This is a genomic window from Anabaena sp. CCY 9910 (assembly GCF_963920875.1).
GTDB lineage: Bacteria > Cyanobacteriota > Cyanobacteriia > Cyanobacteriales > Nostocaceae > Trichormus > Trichormus variabilis.
The window spans coordinates 110,183-124,246 of record NZ_CAWUDJ010000006.1; the positions used below are offsets into that span (position 1 = coordinate 110,183).

Annotated in this window: 10 protein-coding genes; 4 read left to right on the forward strand and 6 right to left on the reverse strand. The window is 40.8% G+C overall.

Translation table 11 applies throughout. The annotated features are described in order from the left end of the window. Nucleotides 1–21: 21 nt before the first annotated feature. The 3 genes from glmU to ACM5QX_RS07450 form a co-directional block, all read right to left on the reverse strand. On the reverse strand, nt 22–1,377 hold the full coding sequence (gene glmU / locus ACM5QX_RS07440) for a bifunctional UDP-N-acetylglucosamine diphosphorylase/glucosamine-1-phosphate N-acetyltransferase GlmU (RefSeq protein WP_414753036.1): 1,356 nt from the start codon (nt 1,375–1,377) through the stop codon (nt 22–24). A 120-nt stretch (nt 1,378–1,497) separates the two neighbouring features. After that, nucleotides 1,498–2,742 (reverse strand): HD domain-containing phosphohydrolase, encoded by a 1,245-nt coding sequence (locus tag ACM5QX_RS07445; RefSeq protein ID WP_414753037.1) that lies wholly within the window; start codon nt 2,740–2,742, stop codon nt 1,498–1,500. Nucleotides 2,743–3,360: 618 nt separating this feature from the next. Next, complete coding sequence (locus ACM5QX_RS07450) at nt 3,361–4,272, reverse strand: tRNA (5-methylaminomethyl-2-thiouridine)(34)-methyltransferase MnmD (protein WP_414753038.1); 912 nt, start codon at nt 4,270–4,272, stop codon at nt 3,361–3,363. A gap of 98 nt (nt 4,273–4,370) precedes the next feature. Here ACM5QX_RS07450 and ACM5QX_RS07455 point away from each other — a divergent pair, with 98 nt between their 5' ends. After that, nucleotides 4,371–5,189, forward strand: coding sequence for a sulfurtransferase (locus ACM5QX_RS07455; protein ID WP_414753039.1), 819 nt, complete (start codon nt 4,371–4,373; stop codon nt 5,187–5,189). A 46-nt stretch (nt 5,190–5,235) separates the two neighbouring features. Here the strand turns inward: ACM5QX_RS07455 and ACM5QX_RS07460 are convergent, their stop codons facing one another. Next, entirely contained in the window at nt 5,236–6,591 is a 1,356-nt protein-coding gene (locus ACM5QX_RS07460; protein WP_414753040.1) for a hypothetical protein, read from the reverse strand. A 242-nt stretch (nt 6,592–6,833) separates the two neighbouring features. Between ACM5QX_RS07460 and ACM5QX_RS07465 the strand changes: the two genes are divergently transcribed. Then, nucleotides 6,834–7,898 (forward strand): FecR domain-containing protein, encoded by a 1,065-nt coding sequence (locus tag ACM5QX_RS07465; RefSeq protein ID WP_414753041.1) that lies wholly within the window; start codon nt 6,834–6,836, stop codon nt 7,896–7,898. A gap of 297 nt (nt 7,899–8,195) precedes the next feature. Here ACM5QX_RS07465 and ACM5QX_RS07470 read toward each other — a convergent pair whose 3' ends face one another. Further along, nucleotides 8,196–10,067, reverse strand: coding sequence for a hypothetical protein (locus tag ACM5QX_RS07470; RefSeq protein ID WP_414753042.1), 1,872 nt, complete (start codon nt 10,065–10,067; stop codon nt 8,196–8,198). A gap of 699 nt (nt 10,068–10,766) precedes the next feature. Between ACM5QX_RS07470 and ACM5QX_RS07475 the strand changes: the two genes are divergently transcribed. After that, the gene (locus tag ACM5QX_RS07475; RefSeq protein ID WP_414753043.1) at nt 10,767–11,993 is read left to right on the forward strand and encodes an ATP-grasp domain-containing protein; all 1,227 of its coding nucleotides are present in this window, start codon (nt 10,767–10,769) and stop codon (nt 11,991–11,993) included. A gap of 127 nt (nt 11,994–12,120) precedes the next feature. Beyond that, nucleotides 12,121–13,002: a succinate--CoA ligase subunit alpha gene (locus ACM5QX_RS07480; protein ID WP_414753044.1), complete on the forward strand. Its 882-nt coding sequence runs from the start codon at nt 12,121–12,123 to the stop codon at nt 13,000–13,002. A 5-nt stretch (nt 13,003–13,007) separates the two neighbouring features. On the opposite strand, the gene ACM5QX_RS07485 is transcribed toward ACM5QX_RS07480, so the two are convergent. After that, complete coding sequence (locus ACM5QX_RS07485) at nt 13,008–13,892, reverse strand: aspartoacylase (RefSeq protein WP_414753045.1); 885 nt, start codon at nt 13,890–13,892, stop codon at nt 13,008–13,010. Nucleotides 13,893–14,064 lie beyond the last annotated feature (172 nt).

Here is a 14,064-nt window from a genome sequence, read left to right on the forward strand (position 1 = left end):
CCCTGCCCCCTACTCCCCTGCTCAAGATTCCCCACTCTTCTTCCGCCATCCCGGTTTTACCACCTGACGAGTCCGGGCTATTACTAAGGAATCATTCGGCACATCTTCTGTGATGGTTGAACCGGCAGCTACATAAACATCATCCCCCAATGTTACAGGGGCAACTAATACACTATTGGAACCAGTTTTCGTGCGATCGCCTATTTTTGTGCGATGCTTTTTCACACCATCGTAGTTGGCGGTAATTGTCCCCGCACCAATATTGACCTGAGTTCCCGCAGTCGCATCACCCAAATATGATAAATGCGCTACATTGGTGCGATCGCCTAATTCTGTATTTTTCAACTCGACAAAATTACCAATACGGCAATTAGCACCCACTTGAGCATGACCGCGCAAATGGGCATAAGGGCCGATTTTAGCGCCATTTTGGATGGTACTATCTGTTATGACTGAATACTGAACAGTAACATTTGCCCCCAGCTGGCTATTTTCAATTAAACTTCCCGGCCCGATGCGGCTCCCTGTTTGAATGAATGTATTGCCCCGGAGGTGGGTTTGGGGTTCAATAATCACATCAGGCTGTAATTCTACAGTGTCATCAATTGTGATGCTATTGGGGTCTATGAGAGTGACACCAGCCATCATCCATTGTTCTTTGACTCGCCTTTGCAAAATTTCGTAGGCTGTAGCTAATTGCAGGCGATCGTTAATCCCCAAAATTTCTTGATAATCTTCTACGTCTACCGCCATCACCTGACCAACTTGGGTAACAGCATCTGTTAGGTAATATTCCTTTTGGGCGTTGTTTGCCTCCAGATGGGGTAATACTTGCGCTAAATTTTCCCAACGGAAGCAATAAATGCCGGCATTAATTCGGTGATTTTGCCTCTGGGCTGGAGAACAATCTTTGTCTTCAACAATTTGCTGCACAATATTGTTACCGTTGCAAAAAACCCTTCCGTAGCCTTTAGGATTGGGTAGGTGGGCTGTCAGGATAGTAGCGGCATTTTGATTTGTTTGGTGAGTTTGTAATAGCTGTTCTAAGGTCTGAGTGCGTAACAGTGGCACATCACCATTAAGTACTAGCAAATCCCCTGTGTAACCCTCAAGGTGGGGAAGCAATTGTTGGATCGCATGACCTGTTCCTAACTGCACAGTCTGCTCCACAAACTCCAGATGAAGAGACTGGAGACCTGTTTTAACTTGTTCAGCCTGATAACCGACAATGACGAGTCGCCGTGAAGGTGAAAGCGGTTCTACGCTGTCAATAACTCTTTCCACTAGCGATCGCCCACCCAAAGGGTGTAAAACTTTGGGTAAGTCCGATTTCATCCTTGTGCCGCGTCCTGCTGCTAGTATTGCTACGACTACCATAATTAGCTATTAGCTTTCAATAAATAGCGCTGTTGCGCTTGGTACTTTGAGATTTAGGCTCAAATCATACCAGCTAATGAGGGAGCATGGGGACTGGGATAATTCCTGACTCAGCACTCACTATTCGGCACTTCCCAAATCCTTATGGTGTGAGAGAATAAACTCGGCAAACTGCTGCATCAATTCGGGATTGCGCCATCCCATTTCAGTTTCATCAAGCATCATACACAATGCTTCTTCTGGAGTATAAGCTCTTTTGTAGGGACGTTCGCTAGTTAACGCATCATAAATATCAATAATTTGAAACACTTGGGCCAAGTAGGGAATTTCATCCCCTTTGAGTCCATCAGGGTAACCTGAACCATCCCAACGTTCGTGGTGATGACGAATAATGGGAACTACACCCTGCATACTGCGTAGAGGTTGACAGATTTTTTCCCCGATTAAAACGTGTTGCTTCATAATTACCCAATCTTCAGGGGTAAGTTTGCCTGTTTTTAGCAGGACTGCATCGGGAATCCCTACCTTACCGATATCGTGGAGATAGCCACCCCACATTAAATCTCGAATTTGGTGACGCGAAAGATTGAGGTACTCACCAAAGGCTTGTCCTAAGTTAACTAAGCGTTCGCAGTGGTCTCCCGTATTGGGATCACGGCTTTCAATAGCTCTAGCTATGGAAAATAGTACTTGTGCGGCATGGTCTAAATCTTCATTCAACCGCTTCTGTTGTACCAGCGATTTGACCCGCGCTACTAATTCTACTCGGTCAAAAGGTTTACTTAAGAAATCATCTGCACCTACTTCAATACCTCGGATGCGCGATCGCCTATCATTCAAGGCCGTGATAAAAATTACGGGGATCAATCGAGTATGTTCATCTTGCTTGAGTAATTGACATACTTCAAACCCATCCATTTCGGGCATCATTACATCCAGCAAGATCAGATCAGGTTGTTGTTGTCCCACCAGTTTTATCGCCGTAGCACCGCTATCTGCCTCAATTACTGCGTAGCCTTCCATACCCAACAGGGCAGCAGCCGTCATCCGACTAGCACTGTGATCATCCACTACTAAAATTTTTGGTGATTCTGCATCAAAGCCTTTCACTTGAGAAATTTGGGCTTGTAAATTTCCAGAGATTAAAGAGTTGTAACCAGAATTAATCCCACAGGTCAACCAAGTAGTAGTTTGTGTGTTTTCACTAACCAGAAAATCTTCTTTGGACAATGCGAAGGAACTATCTTTGGCGTTTTGTAATCCGGAAACGCGATTTGAACTAATACTATTTAATTTGTTTGGGGGGTCTGACCCACTAACGTTATGTTCAGTAGAGGTTGTATTATCACCACTCCTTTTAATCACAGAAGTACCCCAATCGTTTAAAAAATTAATAGCGCCCGACTTCAAACCAAACTCCGTAGCCGAATATATCCAGCCGACTTTTCAAAAGTTTTATGTCCTATGTAAAGCTGACTGTTTAAGTTAACACACCTGATTTTTTTTGCGATGTCAAAAGGCAAAAATTGTACTGAAAATAATTCTTCTACTAACTTCCCTATTTCTAACTCCAGTATGATGAATACTCGCAAATGTTAAATCAGGTTTTTTACTGATATTTATTAACATAATAGCGCCAGAAAAAATCATAATTGTTCAATCCATATACAGGTTGGGAGGTTTGAGTTTCTTTGCTTCTATTTAGCTGGTACAAAATCGGTGTTTATTTTCTTTCAGAGCATTAAGCAAATCATCACATAATTTCAATTCACAGGTAAAATCGTATATTACAATACATAAATTATACAAACTTAATATTCATGCCTCAATTTATTTAGGAAAATTTGAAAATCTTGTTGAAATTTTTACATTTGTTCTCAGTAAATATTTTGAACCTATAACTATTTAAGTATTAATACTGAATAGACACGCCTAAATACATTAGAAGCAACTGGGCATAATTTACGGGGAATTACCCAGAGCTTATATCTCAGGACTTATTACCGATCGTGGTAAACACCGTTTCCGCCAACGTGATGTAGGTTCCAGCGAACTTGCTTGTTGTTCTTGTCGTCGGCGCGCCACGATTACATCAGCAGGATCATTAAGTTTTGGATCGCGGTAAGGAATTGCTGCACGAGTTAAAAGGTGTTCCTCCTCCGCTTGAGAAAGGGGAGGAAGTATTGAGTGGATGTTGCATTCAAAGCTTTGAGGATGCGCTGCAACAGTACCAGGCGATCGCCTACCAACTGGTGGAGTCGAACCTATATGCAATCCTGCCATTAACAGTGCTGTACGTACCGCAGCCGCACAAGAATAAGTTGCTAACAAGCCACTCTCGTGTAAACACAGTGCTACTTGTTGAATAAATTCCACACTCCATAATTGTGGACACTGGGGAGGTGAAAAGGGGTCTAAAAAAATAGCATCAGCTTGAAAATTTAAATTATTTACTTCACGAATAGCGTTTCTAGCATCGCCAATTATAAGTTTTGCCTTGAGGCGATCTGTTTGCACCTGTTGTTCAAAAGCTAACCTAGTCAAAATATCTGTGTATGAGTAGTTCCAGTTATCGAATAACTGATGCTCAATAGCTGCTTGGGGTACAGAGAGATTCATTTCTAAAGCAATTAATTCAACAGCACAATTAGGATTGACTTCCCAAATTGTCTCCAAGGCTGCGGCTGTGTTGTATCCTAGTCCATAACAAATATCTAATAAGCGCAAAACTGGTTGGTGAGCAGCTATAGCCAACTGAGTCGGACTGACAAACTTGAAAAAACTTTCCTGTTTGGCTCCGAAATGACTGTGGAAAGCCTCATTAAATTCTTGGGAGAAAAAGGTAAAAGAACCGTCTCCTGTGGGCTGGGGTATAAATTTTTGCAATTCCGACATGAGTAGATAAACGTTAATATTTATAGTTTAGATAAAGCAGGAGACTATACTTCAACACTGCTCAGTAGACAGGATATTTTTTAGTGGAAAAGTCCCTTATGACGGATACTCAATTTGTTGTTTCATCGAGTTGGCTTTTGCAGAACCTTCACAATATCGATGTTGTGATTGTTGACTGTCGCTTTTCTCTAGCCGATCCACAGTTAGGAAAACAGCAGTACCAAACAAGTCATATAGAAGGAGCCTATTACCTCGACTTAAATTTGGATCTTTCCAGTCCTGTGGGTGAGTATGGTGGGAGACATCCTTTACCTAATCCGGATGAGTTGGCGCAGAAGTTAGCAAGTATGGGGATAGAGTTTCAAAAAACTTTGGTTGTTGCTTATGATGATTCTCGCTTTGCTTTTGCTTCTCGTCTGTGGTGGTTATTGCGCTATTTAGGACATGAGCAAGTTGCGGTGCTAAATGGGGGATTTAGCCAATGGGAACAAGCTGGCTATCCTATTACTGATGTTATTCCTCAAGTTAAAACAGCTAACTTTGTGCCGCAAATACAAACACAACTGTTAGTAGATATTAATACTGTCAAAACTCGTAAAGATTTACCGCAGGTCATTTTGGTCGATTCAAGAGAGAGCGATCGCTACCGAGGTGAACGAGAGCCAATTGATAAAATTGCAGGTCATATTCCCGGCGCAGTCAATTATCCTTGGATGGAAGTTACAGATAGTGGTGGCTACTCAATTCCCCTAACAGAACATCAACAAAGATGGCAAAATCTGGCGACAGCCGAAGAAATTTTAGTTTACTGTGGTTCGGGTGTAACAGCTTGTGTAAACCTACTCTCTTTAGAAGTAGCCGGGATTCATACAGGTAAACTGTATGCAGGTAGTTGGAGTGATTGGATTAGTTATTAGTTATTGGTCATTGGTCATTGGTGTACAACCTTTGAATTGACCAAATCTAAAATTCTCCAATTTTCAATTGATAGTTAATATTCAAAAACCAGCTTTCAAAATCAATATTACTTGCTGTAGAATCACCAAAACTAAAGCCAGTCTGAAGATTCAAGCTACTAGAACCGGATGTACGGTAAATAATGCTGCCATATAAGCGATGATATTGATCGGTGCGATGAGCTACGCCTTGGCGATCGCGTTCTGTAAAGTCTGATAAGTTTAACTGATAGTTCAACCCAATCTTTAGAGGCTTTTGCAGGGAATAACTTAAAGATAACCAGAATGAGTTCATGATCCGACTACGATCATCCGGGTCAGCTAACTTCCAACTCAATTCGTAAAAGCTATCTAGCGTCAGTTTGTCGGTGAGAGGATCTCTTCTTCCTAAAGATAAATACAAAGAGTTCTCATTTAGAAAGCGATTTCCGGCTTGGAAAACATCGCTATTTTTAGCATAAAAAAACTGTTGATTACTCCAACCGATTTCACCATACATTCGTTTGGAAAACTGTTGATAAATACCCAGGTTAAATGCTAACTGGTTGTAATTGTATTTTGTTTGATCTACATAACGAATCAAATTACCCTCAATCGATCCACTTAAATAAGTACTCTTTCCCAAGGGAAAATATGCTGAAGCGAGTCTCAATCCATAAAAAAACAACCCATCTTCTATCGGTGAAGTATCAGACGAAAAAACATTATCTGTATGAAAATAGCCTACATAAGCTTGTAACGAACCTATGGGTTTAAACTTATCTCTAGGTTGCTCTGTCGGCGGTTGTGGCGGTTGTTCAATCGGTGCTGGTAATGTTCTCTCTCTCACCCTTAATCCTAATTCCCGGTAACTTTCCCCTTCCGAACTTGGCTGTTTTGCTTCCCGCAACCTTTGTCTTAGTCTCTCTAACCTTGCACCGTAATTTACTGGGGGTGAATTTAATAAAGGTTCCATCGGTTTCTGGTTAGGTTGAGGAACAAAGCCAGGTTGTCCTTCTAACTGAGGAGATTCATTATTTTGCTGACTAATACTATGATTAGGAAGTATGAAATCAGGTTCATCAGTGGGAATAACTTCAGGAGTTGGCGATTTTGCGGCTATGATATCTGATAGGATCTGTTGTCTAGATAACCTATCAAACCGATCTAACTGAGACAACGGCGAGTTAGTGCTGGTTTGGCATATCGTTGAATTTCTGTTTTCAATATAAAAATCTTTTTCTTCGTTGTCTATCTGATTATGACAATATAATCTATCAGACTGTTTAACCTTTGCTGCATCTGCTTTAATGCAAAAGCCGCTTCCGCTAATAGAAGCAACCAAAATCGTTAGTAAAAAATGTTGCCAGCCTTGAAGATACATCTTAATGAATCGATGTAAAGATGAATCTCAATATTACACTTAAATGTACACAATTTCATATTATATTTAGCAGATGAAAATGAGATAATTTATAGTCAAAACGCACTAGAATATAAAATTAACAAAATAATAATTTAAAAATTTAAGTTGGTTTTGCTGGGTTAGTTTCAGTTAAATTTTTTAAATTCAAAATTATGCGCTTGAACCTTATCCCATTATTTTCTCTTGGATTGTGCGGGGTGATGGTATTGATTTCGCCACCTCAAGTGAATGCCAATACTCCCTTAAATCGTGCTGAGGTTCAGAGCATTCGTAACTTTGTGCAATTAATTCAAAGAGCATCTAGAAATAAACGTCCAGCACAGAAATTAGATGCAATTATTCCAGGGGATGGACTATCAACTGGTCGAGCTTCTTTAGCAGACTTGCGTTTCAACGACGGTTCTCTGGCAAGGGTTGGAGAACAAGCAGTATTTCAATTTATGCCCAGGACGCGGAATTTTCGATTGTCTAATGGGACAGTATTACTACTAATTCCACCGGGAAGAGGACAAACACGTATTCAAACACCAAGCGCAACAGCCGCCATTCGTGGTTCGGCTCTATTCATTCGCTATGACCAAAAAACGGATACGACGATTATTGGTGCCCTGACAAATAGTGGGATAGCAGTGTCTAACAAGGACGCATCTCAAACTCAACCTCTAAAAGCAGGACAACTTTTAGTTCTTGTCAAAGGTGAAATTCAGAGTTTATATGATTTTGATCTACAGAATTTTTATGAAACAAGTGATTTGGCTGAGGGTTTAGATTTAACCGGCAAAAACTCTTCAGCAACACCAGACCCAGCTATTGCTGGTGTCAGAGCAGAAATTATGGCCGCGTTGGCAACACAATCACCTCTTGTTGGTAAAGGGGTGATGGAAAACCCAGCTTTTTTAGAACTAAGTACTACTTCCTCTGAGGTAATAGATGAAGATACTGACGAAGATGATTTCATAACCGATAATTTTCTGGTTGATTCATTAGTAGAAACAGGAGAAATTTTGTTCCAAAATGCTCAACAACTTGGGGATAATGCTGATGGCAATCTAAATAATATCAATAATATACAACCAGACCCACCGTCACCGGCACCACCAGACCCACCGCCACCACCACCACCAGACCCACCACCGCCACCACCACCAGACCCACCGCCACCACCACCACCAGACCCACCACCACCGCCACCACCAGACCCACCACCACCGCCACCACCAGACCCACCACCACCACCAGACCCACCACCACCGCCACCACCCTAATAAGTTGGGGAGGATATGGGGCTTATGCGCTGAAGTTGGAAATTTTGATTCCCCCATAAAAGAGCATTGCCCGGATTTCACACCAATTCTTGCAACCTCAGTCCAGAGTCTGTAGGGGCAGTTTCAGCTATATGCTCGAATCATTCAGGAGTATTTTGCTCAACCCGCCCCTACTATGTGTCAGAAATGCGGGATTGGAGCATTTGAGTGCGTGAGTTCTGGGATATTTAGGATAGGAGACTGGGGACTAGCACAAGCAAGCTAAACGCCCCGCCATCACTAAGGGCGCTCCAGCTACTATTCCCCTGGTGTTCGCATATAAATTACTTGATCTTGGACATTGTAAATGAACAGAGGCAAATTGGCATTTTCGCTAATTACTGTTAAAGCTTCTTGTAAGGTTTGCCAATGATTAGCAACGCCAACTGCCGCCTCAGAATCTTGAGCGTTGTTCTCAGAAACAGTACTTTGTAGTACCTGTTCATATTCAGGGGTAATTTTGACGATGATTCCTTTATCGTCCACGGTAAAATTACAAATCCTAATTTCACTAGAGCAAGTTTTATTTAAATCAGCACGGGTTTGCTGCCAACTATTATTTAAAATTAGTTTTTCTTGCGCCTGTTGCAGGGAAGCTGAGTATGGTGTGATTAAACTCTGAGCTTGATTGTAATACAAGCTATTGTTAGAAATTTGTTTAGCTGCCTGTAAAGCTTGTTGCCAATAAATAACAGCTGCTTGCCATTCTTGTTTTTGCTCATAAGCTTTAGCTTGGCTGGCTATAACAAGAATTTGTTGGTAGCTTTTAGCTGCTAGTTGTTCGATGGTAACGCGATCGCGCGCTCTTGCAAGTTTAGGTTTATATTCTAGTAATAGTTGTTGTGCCTCTTGAGAGGCTGGACTCGACGGAGGTATAACATTCAAGGCATTAATTACTACTTGCCAAGTAGACTGCACCTTTTGCCAATCTTTCAAAGATTTGGCTGTTGTTTCCCACTTGTTGGCTACACTGGCAACGCCTTTCGCATCTGCTAACTTTTTCACCCACTTTTCTTGAGCGAGTAATTGCTGATTGATGGTTTGCAAATGAATCCGATATTTCAACAATTTTGGCTGTATCAGTCCATATAGTTCATGATTAGGGCTGATTGCTTCCAGGGGCGTTATCGCTTGTCGCCAAAGTTGTTGTCTAGCTTGTAATTCGCCTTGACTAGTAGCAGGAGTTTGCATTTTTTGCTCTGCAACTGAAGCCGCCTGCAAAGCTTTGTTGACTTGGCTAAGTTTTTCGGAACGTCCAGACAGATTAGTTTTGAGTTCTGCTGCTTGTTGGTAATAAGATGACCAAGCAGGAATTACACCTAAGGCGGTGGTAGTTGTTTCTAACTGTTGTTGTAATGTTGTCAAGTCCTTTTCTGACCTAGCACGACTGATCAATTGCCGAAATTGAGTATTGAGTTGCTGGGCAGTTTGAAATTCTTGACACACAGACATCACACAAGGACGAGTCACTAGGTAAGCGCCACCACTACCTAAGAGAGAAATTCCCACCACAGCCCCTAACAAAATCTTTTTTAATGGCCGCTGAGATGAGTTTGTTAATAAATCTGGTGTACCAGCTAGGGGGTCAAATACTTCTTCTTCGTCTTCGAGGGTATCTGTTGTGGTTGAATAACTCAAAGGTAATGCTAACGATGAAAAAGATTCTGTATCCTCGTTTTCTTGATCTTCATTATCTTGTGGAATGTCAGGGCTTTCCACCTGTCGGTATCCCTTCATAGTCAGGGAACGTTTAGCGTAAGGAAGTTTTTCTCCGACAATTCTCAGAAAACATTGGACTGGCTGATCCTGATAAGGTGGTAATGATTGCAGTGCTTCCTCAAGTACTGCAAAAATTTCTTGTGTATCAACTTTTACGCTAACTGGATGTTGAGCTAGGATCATTAACTCATCTTTGTTGACCGCACACTTAATCTGGAAAAATTCACCAGAGGGAACTTCGGCAAGAAATTGTTCTTGCAAAGTTCTGCTTAATAGCTGTAAATCTTCCTGCTGGACTGCTACTCTCATAGAGCCTTCCTGCTGGTCTTCTATAATATTTTCTGTATCGGTGAGAACCGAAAAAGAAGGGTGTTCGTTTGTTGAATACAGATGCACAGTGTAACCAACCATAACCGTAATATCTGATAGACCAACTTTTTAACACAACTTCTGAGTTTTCACCAAAAGAAAAATAATCCTCCAGGACTTAGTGCTATTAGTGTTTCAGAATGTTGATTATTAAATTTTATAATCTGAGTTGTAATAGAAATTACAATTCAAAAATGGGAATAATAAATTTTCTGGGAATTAAAACCGGGTATCAGGAGGAGGAATCTTATTGATAATTCTCTACTCCCCATTTTTAAGCTGATTTGATTGTGCAACTGTATATTTACTGATAGTATTAATTACTCCAGGTAGACACAAGCTTATAGTATGTTGAGCAAGTTTTGTTCGCTTTAGCGTCTTTTTAGGAGAAAGTCATAGCTTGTTTGCTTGTAGAAGTATGGGGGCATGAGCCTTTCTATAGAGTACCTCTGACGTGAAAGTAGTGACTGGGCAATAGGGAGGGGTTAAAGTTTCTCACCTTCCAGAAAACAGGTCTAGAGCCTTTTGAGCGTTTGATGTTAATAAAAATAATTTTAAAATATCGTTTTAGGAGTTAATCTCAAAAATTAATTTGCTCCATGAAGGGAATTCGATAAAATTGATACGTAAAAAATCAGTTTTAATAGTGGGACAAGACTTGATTATGTGATGAAGGTGCGGTAAAAAATGGAAAATAGCACCAGAGAAATTTTCTAAACGTATAAATTAAGGTGCATAGCAATGGATTTATTGGAGTACCAAGTTAAAGAATGGTTTGGAGAAATAGGCATTCCTGTATTGCCATCCCAAAGAATTGACCATCCTACAGATTTAAAACGCTTAAAAATTCGCTACCCAATTGTGCTGAAATCACAGGTTCATGCGGGAGAGAGGGAAAAAGTCGGTGGTGTAAGAATGGTAGAAACCACAATCGACGCGATCGCAGCAGCTCAAACGATCTTTAATCTATCAATATGGGGTGAATTACCAGAAGTTCTGTTAGCAGAATCTAAGTATAATTCTCACCAGGAATTTTATTTGGCTGTAGTTTTAGATACTGCTGTTTGTCGTCCAGTACTTTTAGGTTCCACAGAAGCGGATATTGATTTAGAGTTAGCTGATCAAAAAATGCAGTATGTGGTGGTTGAGCAAGAATTTTCGCCTTTTTATGCTCGTAGATTGGCTTTAAAGATGGGTCTGCAAGGTACGCTGATGCAGTCGGTCAGCACAGTGTTAGAAAAAATGTACCAGCTATTCGTGCAGAAAGACCTGGATTTAGTAGAAATAAATCCTCTGGGTGTCAACCTTGCTGGTGAGGTGATGGCTCTTAATGGTAAAGTTGGAGTCAACGAAAGGGCTATTGGGCGACATCCAGAAATTGCCGCAATGGCAGCCAAAATAATCCCTCGTCATTATGATAAAAGTTTTAGTAATGGGCGTGACTGGAATAATTTAGAAAAACAACGCAGAATTGGTATTTTAGGTAATGGTACTGGTTCTATCTTGGCGACTTATGATTTAGTTGCTAGTGGGGGTGGTAAACCAGGAATTTGTCTGAATCTACGCCATGCAGCAATTACTGATCTGTCACCAACTAAATTTGGCGATCGCCTCACCAAAGGTCTAAATACCTTGGCTGCTGACAAAAATACTCAAGTGATCTTGATTAACTTACTAGGAAGTATTCCTCAACCAGAAGAAGCAGCACAAGCGATCGCTCAATTCATACAACAGAACAAAGGTGAATATCCGCCATCAATTGCCAAGTCTAATGGTAAAAACCTTAGTCAACATCAGTCACTGCAATTAGTCATTCGTCTAGCCGGTTCGGAGTTGAATGCAGCGAAGGAGGTTTTAGCGGCTTTACAAACCCATGAAGAGGGACTGATATTAGTAGAAGATTTAGACGAAGCAGTGGCAACCGCAGTTCGTTTGACTAAATCACACGCGTATAAAAAAGTTTCCTGAGTGGATGAATTATAAGTGCATAACAGGGTGTTGAGCAGCTTCCTGAATGCTGAGTTAAGAGGATATCATTAATTCGTAGTTCCCCTTGGGTCTGTGCTACCTTTCCCCAATTCTCATCCCTCACCTTATGAACTTAACGCCAGATAGTAAAGTTATTATTCAAGGCTTCCATGAATTCATTTCTGAGAATCATATTGCCCAGATGAAAGCCTATGGTACAAATTTGGTAGCTGGTGTTCAGCCTGGATACGGTGGACAGGAACTTTATCATCTGCCTGTTTTTGATTTGGTTGAGGAGGTAGTAGGGCAATTTGGCAGTATTGACACCACAATTATCTGTGTACACCCTTATCAAGTACTAGATGCGGCCTTAGAGGCGATCGCCTCTCATATTCGACAAATTATTATTATTTCTGCTGGTGTGCCACCTTTGGATATGGTGGAATTACTCCGCAAAGCTGAAGCTGGGGAAACTCTGGTAGTCGGCCCCAACAGTCCGGGAATCATTGTCCCTGGAAAAATCCTCTTGGGTACTCAACCAAGTGAATTTTACACACCCGGAGTAGTAGGTATTGTTAGCCGTAGCAGTACTTTGACGTATGAAGTGGCGCGAGAATTAACTCAAGCTGGCTGGGGACAATCAATTAGTGTGAGCATTGGTAGTGATGCGATCGTGGGTTCATCGTTTCTGCAATGGTTACAAATTCTCGATGAAGATGACACAACTGAGGCGATCGTTTTAGTCGGACAACCAGGTGGGGGTAGTGAAGAAGCAGCCGCGCGATACATTACCGAAGCAATTGATAAACCAGTAATTGCTTATATCGCCGGTAGACAAGCGCCACCGGGAAAAACTTGGCGACAAACTGGGACTTTAGCGACTGTTGTCGGTCGTCCACCTAATTTTGGCACTGCTCAAAGTAAAATTACAGCTTTTGAAGCAGCCGAAGTTCCTGTTGCTGAACGTCCTTCTTTGATTCCCCAATTATTAAAAAAGGCAATTCATTAAGTAATTCAAGATGACGGATTTATGAGTTGCTTTTCGGTGAATAGCATGGCGATTCCTTTCTCATAATAGGCGGCTTCATTGATAAATATGGGGTAAACTGTCGATGTACCTTCATAGGCGATCGCTTTACCATCTAAGGTTAAAAACAAAGGGTCACCAGGATTTAGAGGTTCATAATCTCGAAATTGAATATCTGGATGAATCATCGCTTGAATGTCACCATTTCTGCTTCTGGGGTAGTCAATAGTACCTGTAAATTTATAGAGAGATAGTAAATTATTGATTTTGGGAATATTGCCTTGATTATATTTTTCTACATAATCCAAAATCGTATATATTAATTGTTCAGTTTTTTGGAATAATTCAGCATTCAATACACCTTGAGCTACTGCCCCTACCTCAATCACAAAACCCAGTTTATTAAGAGAGCGTAGAAAATTACTACCCTTTTCGGGGATTGTATAGCAAACTTTTACTAAAGGATTAATTTCACTTAAATAAGCACATAGCTTTAATAAAAATGGGTCTTGATTACCTAAAATAATACTCAATCCCATATTTGCAGTTGTACTGTGTAAATCAATAACTACATCTACTTTGGGTTTATTCTCTTCTCCTAAAACTCCGGCTATTTGTTTCGCCCTGATGTCTTCATAACTAGAAAGAGTTGGATTTTGCAAGCTTTCAGTTAAAAAACAACGATTTAAATCTTTTTCAATGTAGCGCTTACCAGCCTGGAAAGCTTTGGGATTACCTAGTATTGTTAAGGTTTCAAAGCTAGGTTTTTTAATTACATCAGGAAACTGTTGAAACTTTTTAACCAGGAATGCGCCTGTAAATTCATTCCCGTGAGTACCACCAATAATAGCAACACGATTGATTTTGTTCATAGACGGGTTATATCAATTCAAAATTCAAAATTCAAAATTAAGAAAACAAAAATTGCTTGAAAATTCTAGTACCGCTAGCCATTATTCAAAATAAATACAGCATCAGCATTTTGTTAATGTGGCATAGATGCTTCTCTCGAATAGAGGTTGTAGCTATACAGACAAAACCCGC